A 22038-nucleotide genomic window follows, 5' to 3' on the forward strand; every position below is an offset into this window, starting at 1 on the left:
GTTGCAATTGGCGCTCAGGATCCGGAGATGATGTCGCGCCGCCAGAGCTGGGTCCAGTCATCGCGATGCGTAGCCGCCTTGGCCCAGTCGACATTTAGTACGTTCTTGAGTTTCGCCGGGTCTGCGGAGGTGCGTGCCAGTGCGTCAGTCGATGGCTTGGCTTTGGTGTTCGTCGGGGCGTAGAACATCGTGTTGGTGAACTTTGCTTGAGCGTCGGGGCTCAGCGCGTAGTTGATGAACGTCTGTGCGGCCGCTGAGTCGGGTGCATCCTTGACGAGGTTGATTGTGTTGATCTGGAAGATCGTCTTGTCGTCCGGGATGGCGACCTTCAGCTTGCCGTTGCTCTTGGCGGCGTATGTCTGTGCTCTCGCGTTCCACGCGATAGCGATATCGGCCTGGCCGGCCTGAACCAGCGTGTACTGGTCCGGTTGTGGTGCGAAAGTCTGGACCGAGGGGGCAAGCGTCTTGAGGCGTGCGACACCCTTGGAGACGTCGTCGAGCGTCCCTCCCGCCTTGGCGTTCTCAATCAGCATCAGGCTCGTGCCTTGGATGTCGGGGGCAGCAGTGACGATGACCTTCCCCTTGTACTTGGGGTTCCACAGGTCGTCCCAGGTCGTTGGTGCCGGGTTCACCGCATCGTTGTAGATCAACACGAGGGAGTCGAAGGTGACCGCGGGACCGTATCCGTCGGCGTTCTTTCCGCGTGGGTCGATATCTGCCGCATTCGGCACGAGCTTTGGATCAAGTTTGGCGAAAAGCGCAGACTTGTTCCCGGTGTCGGAGACGGAGACGTCCATGATGGATACGTCCGTCTTGGGATTGTTCTTCGAGGCTCTGAGCGCGGCGAGGTTGTCTGCTGAGCTCTTGACGGCCTGGTACTTCACCTTAATCTTCGGATACTTGACCTCGAAAGGCTTGATGACTGCGGCGGTGTAGTTGTCCTGAAAGATGCCGGAGTAACCTTGGATCGTAATTGTTCCCTCGGTCGGTGAGCCGCCGCCGGACTTCGAACTGCCACATGCCGTGAGGCTGAGTGCGACGATTCCGAGGGCGCTCACGATCTTGTACGTCTTCACTTGGTGACTCCTTGTTTTTTGATTCGAATGTCATGGTCGATAGACCATGCAGCGTGGTTGTCGTATCGGGTGAGCGGCATATGCCCTCACGGGCCCCTGCGACGAGTCCCATTAGGGCGGGGTTTATCCTCGGCCGGCGTCGTCCGGGTGGTGTGCGCGTCAGCTTGTTGCGACGGTCGGGTCTTGTTGGGTCGCGACCTTGTCCAGATCGACGCGCTGTCGATCTATTTGGCGCTGATAGGAGTCTTGGATGTGCTCGATCGTTTCCTTCTCAGCGAGGTCGGCGTTGCCAGCGGCGATCGCCGAGAGGATGCCTCGGTGGGCGTCATTGACTCCGGCCATGCCCAAGAACGCGTGAGCTATGTACCACAGGCGAAGCGATCCACAGTTGAGGCGCTTCACGCAGTCGGCCAGGAAACGATTGTCGGTGGCGATTGCGACCTGCTGATGGAAGTCGAGGTCCAGCTCGACCGCCGTATAGACATTGCCGTCGTCGACCGCCGAGTCGAGTTCGTCGAGGACCCGACCGAGGATGCCAAGTTGTGCCGGCGTACGTCGCTCGGCCGCTTGGCGAGCCACCGGAGACTCGAGGATCACCCGGGCCTCGTAGAGGCGTGACAGGTCTGAAATCTTCATGCCACGCACGTACGGCGTCCGGTGAGCCGGCCACATGATGAACTGCTCATCAGCCAGTCGCTTCAGCGCCTCTCGCATCGGTGTACGCCCGAACCCGAACGTCTCGCTGAGGCGTAGGTCGTCCAAGGGTTCGTCCTCGCGCAACTCTCCCGTCACGATCGCGCGCCGGAGCGCGGCGTACGCCTGATCGAACTTCGTCATATATGGCCTCACAACAAGAATATATTTACGTTGCAGAGGACAATATGACGCAACTCACATGGCGTCAAGGCGTTGATATGGCCAGGGCCTGACGGTGCGACGTCGCGTTCGCGCGATGGGTGAGGTGCAACAGTGTTTGCGTGGACGGCTCGGCCGGTGTTGTCTGCGAGGGCTGGCCAGTGCCGGTCGGCTCGGCCGACCCGAGCGTGCGCCGGCATGGATGTCTCCGTTTCAACAGGGGATGAAACCTGATTGACGGAGGTGCACCATGACAACCATCGAGACGGCCGAGGCGCCTCAGCTGCTGTCGGCGTAGGAGGCGGCCGACTGGTGCCACATCAGCGTGAACACGCTCGGCTACCTTGCGCTGCAAGGGGTGGTTCGCACCGGCGGTGCGGAATGGGGAAGCAGCGGCTCTGGCTTGCTGGGGATCTGGCGCGATGGATCCTCGAGCGGCGGGAGCCGGAATGATCCTGCGCACCGATACGGGGCGATATCGGGTCCGGGTGAAGTACCGGGGCCTTATCGTCGCTGAGCGCACGTTTAAGCGGAAGATTGACGCGGTTCGCTGGGAGGACGGAGCAGAAGCGGAGGCTCCATGAGGGCGACTTCGTCTCCCCAGCCGATGGGCGGATCACGGTCTCCGAGTTGGCCGCGGACCACCGAGACGGTTGGGTGGGCCAGGTCTCGGTGAGGTCCTGGGAGTCGGACGAATTGGCGCTGCGCATCCATATCGTGCTTGCGTTCGGCAAGCTGCCGGCCAACGCCGTCACACCCATGCAGGTGGAGCGGGCTGCGGTGACCGTCCCGCTCGCGTGTCACGGGCGGCAGCCGGTCACCGGCAGATTTCGACCGGTTCGCACGCCACACTGTCGCCATCGGGTTGTCGGTTCGCGCTGTTGGACAGGTCGATGGCCAGCGTGGCTCCGCGTGCGGCGGTGATGCCGGCGTGCCAGGCGGAGGTCAGTTCGGTTGCGTCGTGGGCGCGCACGGTGGTCAGGCGTCCTCGGACGTGGTCTGTGACGCGGTCGGGGTGCGGCGCCAGCCGGCGGGCCGGGGCGAACATCAGCTCGGAGTGTATGAGCTGTTCGGGAAGTTGTTCAGCGGCGCAGAGGTGTCGACTGATGCGATGCGCTGCTCGGGCGAGTTTGGCTGCGACTGCTTCGGGTTCGACTGTTTCGGCGTCTCTGGTGAGCTGCTGATCAAGGCGCCTGAGTTGTTCATAGAGATCTCTACTGGCGGCGATGAACTGGTGACTCGGTGGTGTCAGGGTGGTCAGCCCGTGGATCCAGGTTTCGTCGACCCGGGCCAGCGACTGGACCGCGGCTGGGAACGCCACCGGGACGGCTGACCCGTCGTGCTGGGCGTACACGCGTGCGGTGACGCCATACAGGTGGGTGCCTTGAGTGGCGAGGGTGTGCAGCACTTCGGCGCACGGGATCGTGGCGGCCAGGGACTCGGCGGTGGCGTTGTCCCACCGGTGGATCGCCAGGTCCAGCCGGTCGGCCTCGAGGAACGGCCGGCTCGGGGTGACAGCAGCCACGATCCGCAGTCCTGGCTCCAGCCGTTCGCCGGGCGTCGTCGGTAGATGGGTGAGGATGTCTTCGGCGAACCTGCCGACGGTCAGTGGCGGGATTGCCTCCTGCAACGGCATGTTGGCGATCGTGTATCTGGCGGCGACGGCGGTGATGCTCAGCACTCGGGCGGTGACGTTCGACAGCTCGGCTGTCGAGCGCAGGACGTCGGCCCTGATGTCGTCGGGTTGGTGCATGAGGTCGGCGAACACCGCGAGGGTGCAGGTGAGGCGAGCGAGCGGGTGAGGGTCGGTGGCCGACGCGGTGGTGAATGGTTCGTCGTCGCCGGGTAGCGGCTGGGCGGGTGCGGGGTAGTGGTCGATGACCGTCTGTAACGGGTGACTGGCTCGGGTGTCCCGGATCCAGGTGCCGTGGGGGCCGAGTAGTTCGGTGAGCAGGCGATGCGTGGTGTGGTCGAACGCCGCCCACCGTGCGGGGGTGACCGGGCGGTCGTCCTCGCGCAGGGTGCGGGTGAGCAGGTCTGCCCGTTCCAGCAGGTCGGCGGCGGTGGTCGTGCTCACGAGGCTGCCTCGTGGGCGGCGAGGCGTTGCAGCTCGTGAATGTGCCAGGCGCACAGTTGCAGGTCCGCGGGGCCGTCCAGCGGCGGGACCTCGTCCAGGGCGTGCAGCGCCGCGGACAGGTGCCTGCCGAGTGAGAGCTGTTCTGGTGGGGGCCGATAGTGCTCGCGGTCGACCAGTGGTAGTCGGGCGGCGGCCAGTCGGATCTGCTGGGCGAACGGGCTATTGGGCGAGTGTTGTCCTGCCTCGTCCAGGTGGGAGTGGGCGAGGCCGATGAGGGCCTGGACGCGTGTCGGCATGCTCATAGCGGGCGGCTCCTGGTCGGGATGGGGGTGCGCGGAGCCGCCTGGCCCGTCCAGCATGGCGGCGTGAACGCCAGTGGTGGGTCAAAGCTGGGTGACCGATCCGTACCCGCCCGTATGGCGGACGGTGCGTCCAGCCGCCAGGCGGGCCGGGCTTGTTCGACGATGGCGTCCAGCACACCGGGTCCGTACCGGCCGATCATTTCGGCGGGGTCGAGACCGGACGGCAGGTCGGCGACGCGCACGAGGTGGTCGCCGTGGCGTCGTACCTGCTCGACCCAGCGCCCGGTACCGGTGTGGCCGGCCGTGTCGCCGTCCAAGGCAATGGTGACCCGGGACGGATGATGCTCCAGGACGGCTGCGGCCTGGGCCCGCGTGACAGTGGTGCCGCAGGTGGAGACTGCGGTCACCGATCGGTCGGTGGCGATGGAGGCGGCGGTGACCGCGAGGGCGTCGAATGGTCCTTCCACGATCACCACCTGCCCGCCGTCCGGGATGGCCTGGCGGGGGTGTACAGCATCGCCGACTTGTCGAAAACGACTGTCCGGGTGGGGTTTCGGTATTTCGGAGCGCGTGGGCGGCCGCTGAGGTCACGCCCGACCAGTCCGGTGATGTGCCCGTGGTTGTCGGTGACTGGGACGACGAGTCGTTCCCGGTAGGTGTCGACCAGGCCGTGCCTGCCGGGCACGCCCAGGTCGAGCCCGGTCAGTTCGGCGTCGGTGACCCCGTGGTCGCGCAAGTGCCGGGCCAGGGCCGTCCAGTTGTTGCCCGCACGCCCGAGCAGCGGATACCCGAGGCTGGCCTCGGCGGGTGCCAGGTCCAGGCCGCGGCGGTGCCGGGTGTGCGCCAGGGCGAACTCGTGGTGCACCGGGCGGGTGTAGAACGTCCAGGCCATCGCGTTGATCTCCCACGCGCGCTCAACTCCGATGTCGCAGGTCGGTCGCGTATCGGGTGCGGGGTTAAGCGGCCGCGTCATGGTCGCCGGTGGCTGCTGGCCGTCCAGGAGCGCGATGGCATCCCGGAATCCGACGCCGTGCAACCGGCCGACGTAGTCGATGACGTCGCCGCCGGCACCGCAGCCGAAACAGTGGTAGCGGCCGGCGACCCCACCCACCGACAACGAAGCGGTGTGGTCGTCGTGGAACGGGCAGTGGCCCATCAGCTGTCGGCCAACCTGCCGCAACTCGACCCCAGATGCCGCGACGACATCCTCGATCCGGTGCCGCGCCCGGACGTCCTCGATATCGGTCCTGGCGAGGGTGTCCACCACAGCGGCCTCTCCACCGCAGGTACCTCCCGCGGCTACGAGCGGCAGACGGTCCAGGTGGGGCACGAACGGCGCAGTGCTCGACTTCGAGTCTGGACAGGAACTGTCGGAAGCCCGTGCGATGCGATGCGGCCGCTGTCACAGGTGCGAGGCGAGGAAACCGTCATGGCCTGGTACACGGTCCCCGCAAGGAGCCAGGGTGGAGCAGCTCCCCAGGTTTAGGTTCCGGCGCGATCCGTCATTGGCATATGTCGCTGAACTGCGCCGCGACAGGTTGCCGCGACGACAGTGTTCCGCCCAATGCCCAGATCCTCAGGAAGGAACGTGCCGTAAGGCGTCCCCGTCCCGGTCACTGCGTCCGGACGGGTCAAACGGTGATGCGGCTCGCCCAACTCCCTTGTCTGACCGTCTGACCCGCGGCGTCACCGGTGGTCCAACGTCTATTGGGCCGCGACGTATGGCACGGGACGAGACTTGACCGAGCGCGCCGACTCGCACAGCACGTCGGCTGACCGCAGAGCGATCCCTCAGCGGACTGCTGCGATGAGCTTCTCGACTTCGCTCACAACGACCGGCGTGGGCCCAGTCGTCACGATTTCGTGGTCCGCGCCGATTCGCAGCACCGGCTCCTCGAGCAGCGCGCGTACCCGGTCCAAGTCCCACATCGGTTCCGGGGCCATCCGCTGTCTCGACCTCGACGATCCATCCCGGGTCATCGGTGTCGATGGCCCGGTGGCCGCGACGGGCCCGTTCGTCGAGCACGGCTGACTTCCCGGTTCCAGACATGCCCGTCAGCAGCACCCCAGCCCTCCGACTAAGGACAGTCCCGAGCAGATCAGCCACCGCCTGTTGATCGAGTTCCGACGATCAGGAGTTGCGTCTGCCACGACGAGTAATGAGTCACTGTCGGCCTGCTCAAGCGCGGTCTGAACGCCGGCCATTGAGGTCACTTCATCGTCGGGCCGGGCGAGAGACGGCGGATCAGGACTCTTGACGGCTTTCGATCGCGCCCAGTATGTTTCCTCAATCCGATGCGGAGCGTATGTTTTGGATGATCCATTCCGGAGCCTCTGCACGGGGAAGGGTGTGGACATGTCTAGAAGTCCCGACACGGGAAAGAGCGGCCCCCAGGAGGACACCTCCGGTGCACCGCTCGCGGCCGCCTTCGCCTCAGTGGCTGGGTGGTCCTTCGACCTCTTCGACCTCTTCCTTCTGCTCTACGTCGCCGGTCCGGTCGGCAAGCAGATTTTCCCCACGCACAGCACGACGCTCAGCCTCGCTGCCGTCTTCGCGTCGTTTGCCGTGAGCATCGTCATGCGACCAGCCGGGGCGGCGTTCTTCGGAGAGCTGGCCGACCGCAAGGGGCGCAGAGCCATCATGGTGACCGTGCTCGCGGGCGTTGGCCTGGCGACGGCGGCCATGGGCCTCGTGCCAACCTATGCCGCCATCGGCGTCGCGTCGCCCGTCATCTTCTTGGTCCTGCGCGTGGTTGAAGGCCTTTTCATCGGCGGGGTCACTGCGACCACCCACACGTTGGGCACTGAGAGCGTGGCGCCCCGGTGGCGTGGCCTCATGAGCGGGCTCATCGGCGGCGGGGGAGCCGGCCTCGGTGGCGGCCTGGCGAGCGTGGCGTTCATTGTTGTAAACCACTTTTTCCCCGGCCCAGCCTTCGACGACAACGGCTGGCGTGTCATGTTCTTCACTGGGCTGTTGAGCACGGTGCTCAGTCTCTTCGTGCTGATCAAGGTCAAGGAGTCGCCGCTCTGGGAGGAGCAGCAAGAGGCTGCCAAGCAAAACCCGGAGGCGGTGGACCCCAAGCGCGTCCGGTTCAGCGACCTCATGGCCGGTAGGTACCGCAAAATCCTGCTAATCAACATCGCCGTGGCCGCCGGCGCCGGCGCCCAGTACTACCTGACGTCCGGCTTCCTGCCCACTCTTCTTGGCTCCGTCATCAAAATGCCGGCTGGAAGCCGTGGTGAGGTTCTCCTCATCGCCAGCGCCGTGGTCGTCATTTCAGCCACAGCGGCCGGGGAGCTCAGCGAACGTATAGGCCGACGCAAGACCATGATCCTGATCGGTGGGGCCAACCTCGTTCTGCTCCCGGTGTTCACGTGGATCTTGGGCAAGACGAACCCTTCCGACACCGGGACCATCCTGCTCTACTCGTGCCTTCTGGTCTTCTTCGCCAACGCTGCCTACGCCCCGGTGATGATCTTCCTCAATGAGCGCTACCCCACAGTCCTGCGTTCTCGCGGCACGGCGGTCTCCTGGAACACCGGCTTCATGCTCGGTGGCCTCCTGCCCACCTTCGTGAACCTCTTCAGCCCCACGCTCGCTGACGTGCCAGGCCGGCTCGTCCTGTTCATCATCGGTTCTGTCATCGTCTTCCTCATCGCGGTCGGCGTCAGCCCCGAGACCCGCGGCCACATCGACCGGAAGCCGTTGGTGTCCCACCTGGCAGCCACCGGCGCTGACACTTCGAGGCTTCCCCTCATTCGCGAGGATGGGCCGGCCGCCGCCATCGCGTCGACGGAACAGCAGGACCAGCGATGAACGCCCCCGCGAACCTCGACCTGACCAACCGGGTTGTCCTAGTCACCGGCGTGACCGGCGACATCGGCACGGCGTACGTGAGAGCCTTCACGACCGCGGGCGCGAATGTCGTCGCCGCGGACCTTCCCCACCTCACGGACGCCGGCGAGCGGATCACCGCCCAGGCCTGCGAGGGCGGCCCGGGCCACGCCATCTTCCAGCCCTGCGACATCACCGACGAGGCGTCTGTGGAGGCTGTGGTGCAGAGTGCCGTCAAGACCTTCGGAGCGCTGCACAGCGTGGTCAACAACGCAGCCATATACCGCACCCTGGGCGGGAAGCGCTCCCTCACCGAGCTGACCACAGCCGACTGGGATCTTGTTCTGCACGTCAATGTCATTGGGATGTGGCAGGTCATCAAGGTGGCAGCGCCACAGCTCGCGGCCACCGGGCAGGGGCGTATCGTCAACATCGCCTCCGTAGTGGCGCGCAACGGCGCACCGGGCTTCGCCCACTACGTGGCCTCCAAGGCGGCGGTCGAGGGACTGACCCGAGCAGCGGCACGGGAGCTCGGCGTCGACGGAACCACGGTGAACTCGGTGTCACCGGGCCTTGTCGACGACGGGGCGACGCGCGACCTCAACTCAGGTGACTATCTCAAGGCTGCTGCGGGGGCGCGGGCGATCCCACGCCCCATGGTGCCGGAAGACCTCGTAGGAGCGGTCACCTGGCTGGCAGGCCCGTCGTCGGGCTTTGTCACCGGCCAGACGCTGATCGTGGACGGAGGGGGTCTTCGTATGAGTCTGACGAACCTGCAGCCGCTCGACCCTGTGACCCTCGAGGAGTTGTCTCCAGTGGTGACGGCTTCCCTCGATGACGTCGACTCGGCCGCCACGAGCAGCGCTGCGGCGATGGCCAGTTCCTGGCCGACGGAGCACAGGCGGCGAGCCGAGGTGCTCCACGCGTGGGCGGATCTGCTCCGGGCGGAGTCTGAAAGCCTTGCCAGCGACCTCGTGCGCGAGACTGGCAAGACCCGCTCCGAGGCCGACGCCGAGATCCTCGGAAGCATCGACTCTCTAAGGTTCAACGCCGGTCTGGCTAGGTTGCCACTCGGCAGCGCGGGTTCGTTGTGGGATGGCTCCGAGGCGCACCTCGTGCGTCAGCCCGTCGGTCCCACAGTCTTCATCACCCCTTGGAACTGGCCGGCGCTCCTCCTGCTGCGCGACCTTGCGCCCGGGTTCGCGGTGGGGGTCACCGCCCTGGTGAAGCCGGCGCCGCAGACGACGCACATCACCAGCCGGGTAGTCGCGCTCGGGCACCGGGCTGGCATCCCCGCCGAGGTTCTCCAAGTCCTGCCCGGCGGAGCCGACGTCGGCTCCGCGCTTGTTCGCCACCCGGCTACGGCCGCGGTCGCCATCACCGGGTCGACGGCGGCCGGCCAGGCCGTAATGCGCGACGCGGCGGAGACCATGACGCGTCCGCTGCTCGAGCTTGGAGGCAAGGCCTCCATGCTCGTCCTGCCCGACGGCGACCTCGAGGCCGCGCTCACCCAGGCGGCCCGGGCTGCAATCGTGACGAGCGGACAGATGTGCATGGCCTGCACCCGGGTGCTCGTGCACCAGGACCAGCTCGCCGCCGCTGAGAAGATCCTGCACGACGCCTTCTCCCGCCTCGCGCCAAGCGACCCTCGCCGGCCCGACAGTCTCCTGGGGCCCCTGGTGTCCGAGGCCGCAATGGACAAGGTCTCCGGTTATGTGGATCTGGCCCGTCGCGACGCCCGGCTCATCGTGGGCGGGGAACAGGTGCACCCAGATGGGTTGCCGGGCCACTTCCTAGTGCCCGCCCTCGTCACCGACGTCGACCCGAACTCCCCGCTCGTCCAAGACGACATCTTCGGCCCCTTGCTGACGCTCGAGTCTTACCGCGACGACGAGGATGCCCTCGCGCTTTCCAACGCAACCCCCTTCGGTCTCGCCGCCTCGGTCTGGTCACGAGACCTGTCCCGCGCCATCTCTACAGCACGCCGGCTGCAGGCCGGCACCGTCTGGGTCAACGGCTACAACCGGTCCTACGCCGAGATGCCCTCCGGAGGTGTTCGGATGTCGGGGTTGGGCCGTACGCGCGGGGTCGACGGACTGGCCCAGTTCACCGAGTTGAAGCACATCCACCTGTCGGTATAGCCGGCTAGCCAGGTCCCAGACGACGCACGCAAGGAGAGGTGCCGTGACGGCCCAGCAGGAAGAGAACGTAAGCACACCGGGCGTGTGGCCGGCCGAGCCTGACCTCAGGGGGTGGCTTGGCCTCCTCCAGCAGCGCGGTGAGCTGTGCCGGCTCTCTGCCGAGATCGACCCCGATCAAGAGGTCGCCGCCGTCCTCGAAGAAGTGGACGGTCGCAGCGCGGTGGTCTTTGAGTCGGTACGCGGAGCCAGCTTTCCCCTGGTCGGAAACACCGTGGCGACGCGGGAGAACTTCTCCGTGCTCCTCGGCTGCTCCCCGCAGGACGTCGTTCGACGACTCGAGGCTGCGATCTCGTCCCCGGGGAGCTGCCAGGATGTCGGGCTGGCTGACGCACCGGTGATGGCCGTGCACGAGACCGGCCCTGACCTGCTGGGCGACCTGCCACTACCGGTGCAGCACGAGTACGACGCCGGTCGTTACCTCACGTCCGCCCTGCTCATCGTGAGGGATGCGCGCACCGGGTTGACCAACCTTTCGATTAACCGGCTTCAAATGACCGGCCCCCGCGAGCTGCGGGTACTGCTTCTCCCCGGTCGACTACGGTCCATCTTCGATGCCTCCGAGCAGCGCGAAGAGGACCTGTCGATCGCGCTCTGCCTGGGAGTCGACCCGGCACTCGTCCTCGCCTCGCAGTCACCCGCCGACAGCCACATCGATGACCTTGAAGTCGCCAGCGCCCTACACCCCCAGCCGCTGGAGGTGGTCCGACTGCCTGGACACGACACTCCCGTGCCAGCTCGAGCCGAGCTCGTGCTGGTCGGGACGATCACGGCGGGGGAGCGGGCGCCGGAGGGACCGTTCGGTGAGTACCCGCGCACCTACGGCCCGGGCGGACCAGCCCCGGTTATCCGACTCACTGGCCGATGGCGCCGATCCGACCCCATGCTGCAAACGATCCTGTCGGGAGGGCGCGAGCACTTCTGGGTAGGAGGACTGCCCCGCGAAGCTCGGCTGCTGCGGGCACTGGAGGCCGCCGGTACCAAGCCGTATGCCGTGCGACTCACCGAGGCTGGATCATGCCGCCTACATGCAGTGGTTGCGCTGCGCGGGCCTCGCCCGGCACGGCGACCCACGCTGCCATGGCGGTCTTCGCCGCGCTAGCTCCCGTCAAGCTGGTCATCGTCGTCGACGAGGACATCGATGTCTTCGACGACGAGATGGTCGGCTGGGCGGTCGCCACCCGGTTCCAGGCAGACCGCGACCTGCTCGTGATCCCTCGCACCCGCAGCGGCGGCCTCGACCCGTCTGCGGAAGGGGGCGCCACCGCCAAGCTCGTCGTCGACGCGACGGTTCCCGCCGAGAAGCGGCAGAGCCACGCCCGCATGAGATCCACGACCACCGGTTCGGCCCGACTGTCCGAGCTGATGGACCAATTGGAGCCAACCCATGCATGAGCCCGCACCCAAGCACACCGAGCCAACCCGCGTCATCGTCGCCATCACGGGCGCATCAGGTGTCAGCTACGGGATCCGAGCCCTCGAGCTGCTCGGCGCGGCAGGCGTAGAGACCCACTTGGTGCTCACCAGGTCAGGAGTCGCCACCCTTGCCCAGGAAAGCTCAAAGTCGGTGTCGGACGTCAAGGATCTGGCCTCCGTCGTCCACTCGCCCCACGACCTGGGGGCGTCGATCTCAAGCGGCTCCTTCCCGGTGGTCGGGATGCTGGTGGCGCCCTGCAGCGTTCGGACCCTGTCCGGCATCGCCAACAGCTACGACGAGAACCTTGTCGTACGCGCGGCAGACGTGACTCTCAAGGAACGACGCAAGCTCATCCTCCTGCTGCGGGAGACGCCGCTGCACGCCGGACACCTGCGGCTGATGACCCAAGCCACCGAGGCGGGCGCCGTCATCATGCCCCCAGTCCCGGCTTTCTACACGCGGCCCACTTCGGTGCAGGAGATCGTCGACGACACCGTGCACCGGGCGCTGGACCTGCTCGGGCTCAGCCAGGAATCTGCGCGCAGATGGGGTAACGACCGGCGCGCCCCCTACTTGAACACCACGACGGAACAAGGCGTGCCCGCCACGGAGGCCGCGACACTTCTTCAGGAAGTTCAACCATGACCGAGGGACAATGCCCGAGACGCGACCGCCGTCGACGACGGGCTCGTCGTCGACCCGCACTCGCGCGACCTGACTCCGGAACGTGCGTACGAGCTTTCGCGGACTACGGCCTCGGGGCCGCAACCGGCGCGCCCTACGCCCCGGTGCCCTACGTGTCGTCAGACCAGTATGGGCGCCCCATTCAGGTGGCCGGTCGCACTCTGGTGCCGAGGAGATCCCCATCGCCCACCACGAGCCCGAGGACGGCACCACGCTCGCCCTGTACCGATTCGGCTCGCGGCTCGGCGGTGTGGCCGGCAACAATGCCTCACGCTGGCTGCTGCCCTTCCGCAAGATGATCGCGGCTCAGGTCGGCTGGGGCCAGGTCCGGGCAGCAGCAGCCTGAGGGCGCCCGTCTCAGCTGTGCTCCTTCTGCAGGTCCTGCCAGAACTGCAGAGCGGCATACTCCATCGCAAGGCCCAATCGCAGGGGCACCATCCGGTGGGCCAGTTCCCCGCGGCCGCCGAAGCGACCTTGCATTTCCTCGTACGTTGCAATCCGCTCCTCGTGCTGGGCGACCTGCCGCGCGGCGAGAGCCAAGATGTTCGCCGAATCCGTGAGCTCTGCAAAGAACAGCTTCAGCTCGCCGATATCGCGGACCTGGAGGGGTCCTCGGAAGGCTCGCGCAGCCATCGCCTCAAGGCGGTCAGCCCGGCGCCCGTCACGCTGAAGGTCTGCCGCCGACGCCCCTCCTCCTCCGTCTGGACATCGAGCAGTCCGAGCTCGACCAGGCGCTTCGGCTCCGAGTACAGCTGAGCGTGCGGGAAGGGCCAGAAGTAACCGACCGACCGGCCTACCGCCCGCTTGAGCTGATAACTCGTCGAGGGTCCTCGCATCGCGAGCATGCCGAGCACGACGTATGACGTGGTGGTTAACCGCGACGTTGACATGCTACGAAGCGTACCGTAACCTCACTATGGTATGAACCGGATCATCCGACGCATAGGGAGGGCGCAAAGTGGACATGGCAACGGCGCTGCGCTGGACCGCAGCGCGCTATCCGGGTCGTCGTGCTGTGGGGGGACCGGCCCCGCTGACGTACGCCGAATGGGACGCCCGCACGGAGCGCGTCGCCCACGCTCTACATGAGCTCGGTGCCCCCGAGGGCAGCCGCGCCGGCCTCCTGCTGGCGGGGGAGAGCCCCTTGCGACGCTTCACCTCGCCGCTCAGAAGGCGCGCGTGATCTCGATGCCGCTCTCGACTCGGTTCAGTTCGGAGGAGGTGGCTTACTGCCTCGCTGACAGCGAACCGTCGCTGGTCGTTGTTGACGAGTCGACGCTCGCCGTCGTGAGCCAGGCGCTCGAAGACCTCGACGGACTACCGCCGGTAGTCGTGTGGGCTGGGCGGCCCGAGAACTCCCCGCCCGGGATGCCGTCCATCGATGCCGCTGCTCGGCGCTCCCCCTCAACGCCGGTCCCCTCGACTCCCAATGAGGAGGACATCAGCGTCATGCTCTACACCTCGGGCACCACCGGGCGCCCGAAAGGCGTGCCCCGCACTCATCGGGCAGAGCACTATGCGGCTCTGGCACACCTCATCCAGACGGGGCACCGGCCGGGTGAAGTCACCCTCGGCGTGATGCCTATGTTCCACACCATGGGCCTGCGGACACTGCTGGCCAGTGTTCTGGCGGCCGGAACCTGGGTTCCGTTGGCCAAATTCGAGACTCAGACGGCGCTGCATCTCATCACGTCGGAGAACGTGGGCGCGCTCTACCTCGTTCCCACCATCTACTGGTCTCTCGCCGAGACCGGCCGGCTCGGGGAGGCGACATCGGTGCGCCGAATCGCCTACGCCGGAGCGTCCATGACGCCCACGCTGGCCCAGCAGCTTGGTGACACGCTGAGTCCGGAGCGTTTCGTGAACCACTTCGGCAGCACGGAGATCTATACCTTCACCATCGGTCCCGACGCCGCAATCAAGCCGGGATGTGCCGGCCGTGCCGGCATCTTCTCCAACGTCCGCCTGGTCGACCCAGACCCTGGTGCGTCCCCGGCAGCAGTTGTCGCACCCGGTGAACAAGGCCAGGTCGCTGTGTCCCTGCGTAGCCCGGAAGCGTTCAGTGGGTACTGGCGCCGACCGGATGCCGACCACAAGTCGATCCGGGACGGGTGGTACTTCACCGGTGATCTGGCCACGACAGACGACGAGGGAGACATCTGGGTGTCGGGGCGGGTTGACGACATGATCAACTCCGGTGGGGAGAACATCTACCCCGAGGAGATCGAGCATGTCCTCGCGAGGTGCCCGGATCTTCGAGAGGTCGTCGTGATCGGGACTCCCGACGACAAATGGGGCTCAGCGGTCACCGCGTTCGTCGTCGGCGCAACGGGCGATTCGCCGAGCCAGACCATCGCGAAGGTCGAGCGGTTCGCCCGCTTCCAGTCGGGGCTGCCGTCGATGAAGAGGCCCAAACGCTTCGTCGTCGTCGACCAGATCCCCAAGTCTGCGGTCGGAAAGATCCTGCGCTGTCGACTCGTCGAGGGCGACTTCACCCACCTAGCGGACTCCAGTGAGGGAACCACCACATGACGACATCGGCACGCATCGAGGATGCCGCCCTGCTGACTGGGCAAGGACGCTTTCTCGACGACCTGGACCCGCTGCCCGGCACGCTCGTGGCCACGGTGGTGCGTAGCCCACATGCGCATGCGCGCATCCGCGGTGTGAGTCTGGAACGTGCTCGACGTCACCCCGGTGTAGCGGCGGTGATCGGGCCGGAAGAGATTCTCGCTACCCTCAAGCCGTTTCCCCTCTCCGTGTCCGCACCCACTCCGTACTACGCGACGGGAACAGACAAGGTGCGGTTCGTTGGCGAGCCGGTCGCCGTGGTCGTGGCTTCTGACCGTTACACCGCCGAGGATGCGGCAGAGCTCGTCGACATCGACTACGAGCCCCTCCAGGCCGTCGTCCGCACGGATGCTGCAATGGAGCCGACCGCTCCCCGACTTCACGATCAGGCCCAGAGCAACGTGGCGACCGATCGGACCTTCGACTTCGGAGACGTCGAAGGAGCCTTCGCAGCGGCCAGCCACGTTGTAACCAGCAGCTACTCTTTCCCGCGATACTCCTCCACCCCGATGGAGTGCTACTCGGTGGTGGCCGATTGGCGCGATGGGCGCGAGGGCCCGGAGGTCGTCGCCCATGCCAACTTCCACGGTCCCTTTTCCATGGCCCCCGTTTTGGCCGGTGCGTTGGGCATTCCAACGTCCTCACTTCGCCTCATCGTCCCAGGCGACATCGGTGGCAGCTTCGGCATCAAGTCGGCCATCTATCCCTACATCGCGCTCATGGCCGTGGCCAGCAAGTATGCGGGTCGGCCGGTGCGGTGGACGGAGGACCGGTTGGAGCACCTATTGGCCAGCTCCTCCGGTTCCGACCGCCTCATGACGCTCGAGGCCGCTGTTGACGACGAGGGGCTGGTGAGCGCCCTGCGGGTCGACCTCATCGATAACGTGGGGGCGTACCTACGCCCGCCTGAGCCCAGCACGCTCTACCGCTGCTTCGGCAACATCACTGGCGCATACACCATCGACAACGTCACAATCCGCGCCCGCGGAGTCGTCACCAACAAGGCGCCGACCGGACTCAACCGGGGCTTCGGCGGCCAGCAGCTCTACTTCGGGCTTGAGCGGCTCATGGACAAAGTCGCGTCAACGTGCGGCATTGACCCGGCTGAGCTTCGCAGCCGAAACATGGTGCCCGCGGACGCGTTCCCCTATGCCACCCCCAGCGGGGGCATCTACGACTCCGGCGACTACCACGCTGCCCTGCAGCTCGCCCTCAAGAACGCCGACTACGAAGCCCTGCGGGCGGAACAGCGGTTGGCGCGCGAACGAGGGGAGTGGATGGGCATCGGCGTAGCCACCATCGTGGATCCCTCTGCCACCAACATCGGCTACGTCGGTCTGGCTACGCCGGTCCAGGACCGGACCGCCAAGCGCGGCAAGTCCGGTTCGACGGAGCACGTCCGGGTCAGCGTGGACCTCCAAGGGGTCGTCTCGGTTCTGCTCGGCACCGTGCCGCAAGGCCAGGGGCACGCCACGGTCGCCCGAGACATCGTGGCCCGACATCTCGGGCTGTCCGTCGAACAGGTCCGCCCCCGCGTGGAGATGGACACCGCAACGACCCCATGGACCATCAGCTCCGGAAGCTATTCCTCTCGCTTCGCGCCGCTACTGACCAGCGCGCTGCTCGAAGCCTGCGACCGGATCGCCGAGACGATCAAGATCGCCGGCTCAGTCCTACTTGAGGCTGACCCGGCGTCGCTCGAGCTGGCGGACGGCAAGGTTCGCGTCATCGACGAGCCCGACCGGGCCGTGGCCTTCAGGCACGCTGCCGGATTGGTCCACTGGGACCCCGGCTCGCTGCCCGAGGGAGTCTCTGCCCGGCTCTATGAGGAGGCGGCGTTCACCCCGCCCCAGGCCAAAGCGCCATCCCGCACCGACCAGGTGAATTCCAGTCTTTGCTACGGCTTCGTCGCCGACGTCGTGGTTGTCCGCATCGATAAGGAAACGTTGTCTGTGAACATCGAGAAGCTCTCGACGGTGCACGACTCGGGAACAATCCTCAACCAGACACTCGTGGTGGGGCAGGTGCACGGCGCCATCGTCCAGGCGATGGGTGGCGCGATGTTCGAGGAGATGACCTACTCCGACTCAGGTCAACCCACAGCCGGGACCTTCATGGACTACCTGTGCCCGACCTCGGCGGAGTCCTGCTTCCCCCTGGTCAGCGACCATCTTGAAACGCCGTCACCGCTGACCCGTCTGGGCGCCAAGGGCTGCGGTGAAGGAAGCTCTATGAGCCTTCCGGTGGCCATCGCCAACGCCGTAGCCGACGCGCTCGAACCAGAAGGCATCGAGATCACCTCGCTGCCTCTCCACGGAAACGTCCTGCACCAACTGCTAAACACCAGAGAAGGAAAGTGACATGCCACTGACCGGAGGCCACATCCGGCTTGATCGCAGCCACGACGGACGGGTTGCCAACCTCACCATCGACCACGGTCGGTACAACGTCATCACGCTGGAGACGCGGCAGCTCATGCAGGACCGCTTCAACGAGATCGACGCGGATCCCAAGGTGCAGGTCGTCGTCATCCGCGGCGACGGCGAGCACTTCACCTCCGGGGGCGACATCGCTGGATTCATGGAGGTCGACCCCATCGACCTGACCGACCTCGGTCAGAACGTCACCGCGGCAGCGAGGAGCCCCAAGCCGGTCATCGTCGCGATCGACGGTTACTGCTTTGGAGTGGGCCTCGAACTGGCCCTCGCGGCCGACATCCGGATCGCGACCGACCGATCCCGCTTCGCGCTGCCCGAGATGAAGCTGGGCATGATGCCGGGTAGCGGCGGAACGCAGCGTCTGGCGCGCCTCATCGGCCTGTCCAGGGCGAAATACCACATCCTCACCGGCGAGCGGATCACCGGCCAGCAGGCGTTGGACTGGGGCCTGACCTCGCACAACTGCGCGGATGCCGAGGAACTGCAAAAGCGCGTCGACGAGGTCGTCACCATGCTGCTCGGCTACTCGCCCGTTGCCCTGCGGACAGCCAAAGAGGTCCTCGACCGAGGGGTAGACGGCCCGCTCTACACCGGCATCGAGCTCGAGCGGAAGGCGTACGCCATGCTACGTGCGACCAAGGACTTCGCCGAGGGTGTCGCCGCGTTCGGGGAGAAGCGTCCCCCGGTCTTCCAGGGGCGGTGACGGGCCGATGAAGCCAGCCGCATTCGCCTACGTGCGCCCGGGCACGGTCGAGGAAGTCCTCGCCGAGCTGGGGCGTGAGGGCGCCAAGATACTGGCCGGCGGCCAGTCCCTGGTGCCGGTGCTGGCGATGCGCCTGGGTCGGCCCTCGACCTTGGTCGATCTCAACGCGGTGCCAGAGCTGAAGGAGCTGAGTCGGGACGGCGGCCATGTGCGAGTCGCGGCCATGGTGCGCCAGCGCCAGGTCCAGTACGACCCCGTGTCAGAGGCGGTGCCCCTTCTGCGGCTAGCCCTCCCGTGGGTGGGTCACCGAGAGATCCGCAGCCGAGGGACGGTGTGCGGCAGCCTGGCGCACGCCGACCCTTCGGCTGAGCTACCTGCCATCGCAACTTGCCTGGACGCCACCATGACGCTGCGCAGTTCCCGGGGCAGCCGAGACGTGGCGGCCTGCGAGTTCTTTGCCGGCGCGATGACGACCGTGATGGAACCGGACGAGCTGCTTACAGCCGTAAGGTTCCCTGTCGCGGCGGCGGGGGAGGGGTTCGGCTTCGGAGAAGTCGCCCGGCGCCATGGCGACTTCGCCTTGGCGGGGGTGGCGGCCCGTGTGAAGACCGACGCCGACCACGTCGCGGCGTCCATCACCTGCTTCGGCGTTTCCGACCGCCCGGCAAAGGCCGACGTGTCTGCGCAGCTCCAAGTTGCGCTGGAACAAACCGGTCGCGCACCCAGTGAACCGGACCTCCGCAGGGCGCTGGGCGAGTACGCCGAAGAGGTGGCCGCGCAGGTCGTGGACACGGTTGGCGACGCCCATGCAAGCCAGGCCTACCGCCGGCAGCTCACCGTTGGCCTGCTGTCCCGCGAGATCAGTCGCGCCTACCTGAAGTCCGTCAACTCCCGTCACGAGGTGTCATCCGCATGAACCCACCCAGCGCGCAGGCCCTGACGCAGGCCGACGGCGAGATCGAGGTCACCTTGACCGTCAACGGTAGCCCGGTGTCCATGACGCTGCCGGCCCGAGTCACGCTGTCCGACGCTTTGCGTGACCACCTCGGGCTCACCGGGACGCACGTCGGGTGCGAGCACGGCATCTGTGGCATGTGCACTGTCCTCGTCGACGGCCAGGCCGCCCGATCATGCCTGCTTTTCGCGGTCCAGCTCGATGGCGCGGAGGTGACCACAGTCGAAGGAATGGGGCGCGTCGATGATCTCCATCCTCTGCAGGAGTCGTTCGGGCGCCACCACGCTTTGCAGTGTGGATTCTGCACGCCGGGCTTCCTCATGAGCTCCTACGACCTTCTCTCCCATGAACCAGGTGTCGCAAGGGAGGACCTTCCTGCCGAACTGTCCGGAGTCCTATGCCGCTGCACCGGCTACCGCAACATTATCGACGCGGTCGATGAAGTGGCCGAAGCCCACCGCTGCGGCATCCCCGGTCCGGGTAACTGCGGCAGTCGCACCCTTGTGGGCCGCACTCCTGCTGGCGCCTCTGGCGCGGCCGGGGGCGTAGCCCAAGAGACGGCTGCCCCCGAGGACACCTCCGGGCCTCGGCACATTGAGCTGCCATCGGGCGAGCCCACCATCGCCATCGACCTCACGAGTGAACTCAACTCCGGCCCAGCTGACGTGGCCCGAGTTTTGGGCGACGTGCGGCTGTTGGCCCGATGCCTCCCGGGTGCCGAACTTACGGATGACCTAGGCGACGGCTGGTACCGAGGCCGCGCCCGGATCGCACTCGGGCCGGTCCGCCTCTCCTTCCAAGGGTTGGCGCAGGTCCTCGAGCAGCGGGCCGACCGCATCGTTCTCAATGCTCAGGGCAAGGACACCGGCGGCGGAAGCGCGCAGGCAGGCATCGTCATGCTCGCCACTGCATCGGGGGCGGGCACCTCGTTGCATGCGGACGCCAAGGTGTTCCTGACCGGCCGCATCGCGGGATTCGGTCGCTCGCTCGCTGGAGACGTGAGTAAGCGCATGTTCGAAGACTTCGCTCGCGCCATCGACCAAGCGGCTGCAGGCGCTGAACCCGACGTCAGCGCTCGTCCGCCGAGCGCAGTCGCGTTGCTTGGAGGCGCACTGAGGGCGCATGCCCGGGTTTCCCTCGCCCGAGTGCTGAGGCCGCTGAGCCGTAGGCGATCGAAGAATCGGTGAGCTGCTAGCTCTTTAGAGTTGGGCCAGGGGGCACGTAACTCTGCCGCGGGGTTTCGCCTGTTGGTCATAGCTCGGCGATCGCCGGAGCCTGAAGGGGCGGCGTCAGGCGTGGACAGTTAATTGCGTCCAAAGATTTAGGTGTACGACCGATCCGGTGATCGTGTCGCTACGACGTGAACGCGGTCACCGGGGTTGATCCTTCGAGGAATCTCTCACAACCCACTCGGATGGAGCACCCCGATGCCCGCTGCACCCCACGAGATTGACCCGCAGGAGTTCCTGCACGAGCACCTCGCCCAAGCCAGCCCCGATCTGCTGTGGAACTGCTGCAAACGTTCGTCAATGCCCCTGCTGTCGGTGCAGGCCGACACCGTGTGCGGCGCCGATTACGGCACCCGCACCGACGAACGCATACTGTGGCAAACGTCGCGTTCGAGGGAGTCCATACAGTGACAGCAGATGAGCCGCTGACGGTCCGTCGCGGCGAGGACTTGACGACGTGGCCGTGGATCAAGATGCGCATGGCCCTCGGACAAGTGGACGAGCTGAGTGCTCATGTCGATATCTGGAACCTCGAGCACCCCGTTGTGGCAACGCCGGATGTGTCGGATGATCGACGGATCGTCGAGTATCGGATCACCGAGTGGACTTCTCCTCCGGTGACGCATTGGTCTGCGATCGTGGGCAATGCTATTGCGAGTCTTCGGTCGGCGGCCGACTCCTTCGCGTGGCAGATCGCGCATCTCGACGGCAAGACCCCGCCGAATCCGAAGACGGTCTACTTTCCGATGTCGAAGAAGCCGAAAGTGTGGAAGCAGAGAGTGGATGCCCTCGGTGACGTCCACCCGGATCTGCTGGGGAGGTTCGAAGACCTTCGAGGCGCACATGATGGTCAGTGGCTGGTCGCGATGTCAGCGATCGCGGAACTGAACAACACCGACAAGCACAAGTCACCACTTCAGATCATGTCGCTGTTCGAGCCAGCGGCACTGCAGGGCTTGATTGAGCTTCCCGGTGGTCACGGTGGAATGACAATGACCCCTGAGGCAATTCGTGAGCCACGGGCTACGCAGGTCGGTGACGTCGTCCTACGAGTGCGCTTCAGCGGCCCGATCACAGGCGCGTCGGGGACAGTCAGAGGGGCCGTCGTTCCCCTTCTCGACAATGAGGAGGACACCTTCGAGGACGCGGTGACGTTGGTGAGAGGGATGCACAACGCCCTGTGGTACGGGCTTCACTACCTCTGCACGGGAGCAGAGCTAGGGCGAGCGTGTTAGGTGCCGTAGGGGGATCTGTCATCGGACACCTGGTGTGCACCGTGCACCGCTCGGCCACGTCCGGAGCCTGTCAAGATTTCTGTGTAAGTGATGCGGTCGGTGTTGGTTAGTTGAGGTAGGGCTCGACGCGGTCGGGGTAGCTCAGGAAGAGCTCGTTGATCGCTTGTTTCCAGTTCGTTACGACGGCTCCTTCGACGAGGCGGGGCACTGATTGACGTTGCTTCCCGCGGCTGGTTTGTTTCGCGCGTTCACGGTCGCGTTTGTCTTCGATATTGCGAATCGCGAGCCATAGCAGTTTGATTGCCGCGTCGTCGGAGGGGAACTGGCCGCGGTTCTTGATGATCTTGCGCAGCTGGTAGTTCAGCGACTCGGTGGTTATCTTGAGCGCTGGTGGCTGGCAGGCCGTTGACCTGCGGGTTTGCGTGGTGGACGTGTCCGGCAGGCATCGTTCTGCCGGGCTGCT

General features: G+C 66.1%; 21 protein-coding genes and 3 pseudogenes. 14 read left to right on the forward strand and 10 right to left on the reverse strand.

All coding sequences use genetic code 11. The features are described from left to right. Positions 1-14: 14 nt before the first annotated feature. The 7 genes from ACFQDH_RS16405 to ACFQDH_RS16435 all read right to left on the reverse strand — a co-directional run bounded on the left by ACFQDH_RS16405 (position 15) and on the right by ACFQDH_RS16435 (position 6254). Positions 15-1076, reverse strand: coding sequence for an ABC transporter substrate-binding protein (locus ACFQDH_RS16405; RefSeq protein WP_382403478.1), 1062 nt, complete (start codon positions 1074-1076; stop codon positions 15-17). Between the two features lie 159 nt (positions 1077-1235). Continuing rightward, the gene (locus tag ACFQDH_RS16410) at positions 1236-1913 is read right to left on the reverse strand and encodes a GntR family transcriptional regulator (RefSeq protein ID WP_382403479.1); all 678 of its coding nucleotides are present in this window, start codon (positions 1911-1913) and stop codon (positions 1236-1238) included. A gap of 835 nt (positions 1914-2748) precedes the next feature. Further along, complete coding sequence (locus ACFQDH_RS16415) at positions 2749-4008, reverse strand: hypothetical protein (protein WP_382403480.1); 1260 nt, start codon at positions 4006-4008, stop codon at positions 2749-2751. After that, on the reverse strand, positions 4005-4310 hold the full coding sequence (locus ACFQDH_RS16420; protein WP_382403481.1) for a hypothetical protein: 306 nt from the start codon (positions 4308-4310) through the stop codon (positions 4005-4007). Before ACFQDH_RS16420 ends, ACFQDH_RS16415 begins: the two co-directional genes overlap by 4 nt. Continuing rightward, a complete protein-coding gene (locus ACFQDH_RS16425; protein WP_382403482.1) occupies positions 4307-4777 on the reverse strand; it encodes a toprim domain-containing protein in 471 nt (156 codons plus the stop codon). The genes ACFQDH_RS16420 and ACFQDH_RS16425 overlap by 4 nt, the downstream gene beginning before the upstream one ends. A gap of 2 nt (positions 4778-4779) precedes the next feature. Then, the gene (locus ACFQDH_RS16430) at positions 4780-5577 is read right to left on the reverse strand and encodes a CHC2 zinc finger domain-containing protein (RefSeq protein WP_382403483.1); all 798 of its coding nucleotides are present in this window, start codon (positions 5575-5577) and stop codon (positions 4780-4782) included. 524 nt (positions 5578-6101) lie between these two features. Next, on the reverse strand, positions 6102-6254 hold the full coding sequence (locus tag ACFQDH_RS16435) for a hypothetical protein (protein ID WP_382403484.1): 153 nt from the start codon (positions 6252-6254) through the stop codon (positions 6102-6104). 412 nt (positions 6255-6666) lie between these two features. Here ACFQDH_RS16435 and ACFQDH_RS16440 point away from each other — a divergent pair, with 412 nt between their 5' ends. From ACFQDH_RS16440 to ACFQDH_RS16460, 5 genes are read left to right on the forward strand one after another with little or no spacing between them, the layout of a single operon-like run. Continuing rightward, positions 6667-8127 carry an MFS transporter gene (locus tag ACFQDH_RS16440; RefSeq protein WP_382403485.1) on the forward strand — a complete coding sequence of 487 codons (1461 nt, stop codon included), beginning with the start codon at positions 6667-6669 and terminating at the stop codon, positions 8125-8127. Beyond that, positions 8124-10286 (forward strand): aldehyde dehydrogenase family protein, encoded by a 2163-nt coding sequence (locus ACFQDH_RS16445; RefSeq protein ID WP_382403486.1) that lies wholly within the window; start codon positions 8124-8126, stop codon positions 10284-10286. The genes ACFQDH_RS16440 and ACFQDH_RS16445 overlap by 4 nt, the downstream gene beginning before the upstream one ends. A 43-nt stretch (positions 10287-10329) precedes the next feature. Then, positions 10330-11445: a UbiD family decarboxylase domain-containing protein gene (locus ACFQDH_RS16450; protein WP_382403487.1), complete on the forward strand. Its 1116-nt coding sequence runs from the start codon at positions 10330-10332 to the stop codon at positions 11443-11445. Next, complete coding sequence (locus ACFQDH_RS16455) at positions 11424-11738, forward strand: hypothetical protein (protein WP_382403488.1); 315 nt, start codon at positions 11424-11426, stop codon at positions 11736-11738. The genes ACFQDH_RS16450 and ACFQDH_RS16455 overlap by 22 nt, the downstream gene beginning before the upstream one ends. Beyond that, positions 11731-12405 (forward strand): UbiX family flavin prenyltransferase, encoded by a 675-nt coding sequence (locus tag ACFQDH_RS16460; protein WP_382403489.1) that lies wholly within the window; start codon positions 11731-11733, stop codon positions 12403-12405. Before ACFQDH_RS16455 ends, ACFQDH_RS16460 begins: the two co-directional genes overlap by 8 nt. Before the next feature lie 396 nt (positions 12406-12801). On the opposite strand, the gene ACFQDH_RS16465 is transcribed toward ACFQDH_RS16460, so the two are convergent. Next, a complete protein-coding gene (locus ACFQDH_RS16465; protein WP_382403490.1) occupies positions 12802-13077 on the reverse strand; it encodes a hypothetical protein in 276 nt (91 codons plus the stop codon). Then, positions 13023-13334, reverse strand: coding sequence for a PadR family transcriptional regulator (locus ACFQDH_RS16470; protein WP_382403491.1), 312 nt, complete (start codon positions 13332-13334; stop codon positions 13023-13025). Before ACFQDH_RS16470 ends, ACFQDH_RS16465 begins: the two co-directional genes overlap by 55 nt. 74 nt (positions 13335-13408) lie before the next feature. Here ACFQDH_RS16470 and ACFQDH_RS16475 point away from each other — a divergent pair, with 74 nt between their 5' ends. The 9 genes and pseudogenes from ACFQDH_RS16475 (at position 13409) to ACFQDH_RS16515 (ending at position 21575) form a co-directional block, all read left to right on the forward strand. Beyond that, complete coding sequence (locus tag ACFQDH_RS16475; RefSeq protein ID WP_382403492.1) at positions 13409-13627, forward strand: AMP-binding protein; 219 nt, start codon at positions 13409-13411, stop codon at positions 13625-13627. Then, positions 13606-14505 (forward strand): annotated as a pseudogene (locus ACFQDH_RS16480) (AMP-binding protein); the annotation flags it as partial. The gene ACFQDH_RS16475 and the pseudogene ACFQDH_RS16480, both read left to right, overlap by 22 nt. 123 nt (positions 14506-14628) lie before the next feature. After that, positions 14629-14976, forward strand: a complete 348-nt coding sequence (locus ACFQDH_RS16485; protein WP_382404885.1) for an AMP-binding enzyme — start codon at positions 14629-14631, stop codon at positions 14974-14976. After that, on the forward strand, positions 14973-17375 hold the full coding sequence (locus ACFQDH_RS16490; protein WP_382403493.1) for a xanthine dehydrogenase family protein molybdopterin-binding subunit: 2403 nt from the start codon (positions 14973-14975) through the stop codon (positions 17373-17375). Before ACFQDH_RS16485 ends, ACFQDH_RS16490 begins: the two co-directional genes overlap by 4 nt. Before the next feature lies 1 nt (position 17376). Further along, positions 17377-18156: an enoyl-CoA hydratase/isomerase family protein gene (locus tag ACFQDH_RS16495; protein ID WP_382403494.1), complete on the forward strand. Its 780-nt coding sequence runs from the start codon at positions 17377-17379 to the stop codon at positions 18154-18156. Between the two features lie 7 nt (positions 18157-18163). After that, the gene (locus ACFQDH_RS16500) at positions 18164-19072 is read left to right on the forward strand and encodes an FAD binding domain-containing protein (RefSeq protein ID WP_382403495.1); all 909 of its coding nucleotides are present in this window, start codon (positions 18164-18166) and stop codon (positions 19070-19072) included. After that, entirely contained in the window at positions 19069-20298 is a 1230-nt protein-coding gene (locus ACFQDH_RS16505) for a 2Fe-2S iron-sulfur cluster-binding protein (protein WP_382403496.1), read from the forward strand. The genes ACFQDH_RS16500 and ACFQDH_RS16505 overlap by 4 nt, the downstream gene beginning before the upstream one ends. A 240-nt stretch (positions 20299-20538) precedes the next feature. Next, positions 20539-20712: pseudogene (locus ACFQDH_RS16510) on the forward strand (transposase); the annotation flags it as partial. 35 nt (positions 20713-20747) lie between these two features. Then, positions 20748-21575 (forward strand): hypothetical protein, encoded by an 828-nt coding sequence (locus ACFQDH_RS16515; protein ID WP_382403498.1) that lies wholly within the window; start codon positions 20748-20750, stop codon positions 21573-21575. 106 nt (positions 21576-21681) lie between these two features. Here ACFQDH_RS16515 and ACFQDH_RS16520 read toward each other — a convergent pair. Next, positions 21682-21945: pseudogene (locus ACFQDH_RS16520) on the reverse strand (IS256 family transposase); the annotation flags it as partial. Between the last annotated feature and the right edge of the window lie 93 nt (positions 21946-22038).

It is taken from the genome of Flexivirga alba (assembly GCF_042661025.1).
Lineage (GTDB): Bacteria > Actinomycetota > Actinomycetes > Actinomycetales > Dermatophilaceae > Flexivirga > Flexivirga alba.

Coding starts and splice junctions, on each gene's coding strand:
- ACFQDH_RS16410 (WP_382403479.1), bottom strand. CDS start 1,913: ATGACGAAGTTCGATCAGGCGTACGCCGCGCTCCGGCGCGCGATCGTG.
- ACFQDH_RS16420 (WP_382403481.1), bottom strand. CDS start 4,310: ATGAGCATGCCGACACGCGTCCAGGCCCTCATCGGCCTCGCCCACTCC.
- ACFQDH_RS16435 (WP_382403484.1), bottom strand. CDS start 6,254: ATGGCCCCGGAACCGATGTGGGACTTGGACCGGGTACGCGCGCTGCTC.
- ACFQDH_RS16440 (WP_382403485.1), top strand. CDS start 6,667: ATGTCTAGAAGTCCCGACACGGGAAAGAGCGGCCCCCAGGAGGACACC.
- ACFQDH_RS16445 (WP_382403486.1), top strand. CDS start 8,124: ATGAACGCCCCCGCGAACCTCGACCTGACCAACCGGGTTGTCCTAGTC.
- ACFQDH_RS16455 (WP_382403488.1), top strand. CDS start 11,424: ATGGCGGTCTTCGCCGCGCTAGCTCCCGTCAAGCTGGTCATCGTCGTC.
- ACFQDH_RS16460 (WP_382403489.1), top strand. CDS start 11,731: ATGCATGAGCCCGCACCCAAGCACACCGAGCCAACCCGCGTCATCGTC.
- ACFQDH_RS16465 (WP_382403490.1), bottom strand. CDS start 13,077: ATGGCTGCGCGAGCCTTCCGAGGACCCCTCCAGGTCCGCGATATCGGC.
- ACFQDH_RS16470 (WP_382403491.1), bottom strand. CDS start 13,334: ATGTCAACGTCGCGGTTAACCACCACGTCATACGTCGTGCTCGGCATG.
- ACFQDH_RS16475 (WP_382403492.1), top strand. CDS start 13,409: ATGGCAACGGCGCTGCGCTGGACCGCAGCGCGCTATCCGGGTCGTCGT.
- ACFQDH_RS16485 (WP_382404885.1), top strand. CDS start 14,629: ATGATCAACTCCGGTGGGGAGAACATCTACCCCGAGGAGATCGAGCAT.
- ACFQDH_RS16490 (WP_382403493.1), top strand. CDS start 14,973: ATGACGACATCGGCACGCATCGAGGATGCCGCCCTGCTGACTGGGCAA.
- ACFQDH_RS16495 (WP_382403494.1), top strand. CDS start 17,377: ATGCCACTGACCGGAGGCCACATCCGGCTTGATCGCAGCCACGACGGA.
- ACFQDH_RS16500 (WP_382403495.1), top strand. CDS start 18,164: ATGAAGCCAGCCGCATTCGCCTACGTGCGCCCGGGCACGGTCGAGGAA.
- ACFQDH_RS16505 (WP_382403496.1), top strand. CDS start 19,069: ATGAACCCACCCAGCGCGCAGGCCCTGACGCAGGCCGACGGCGAGATC.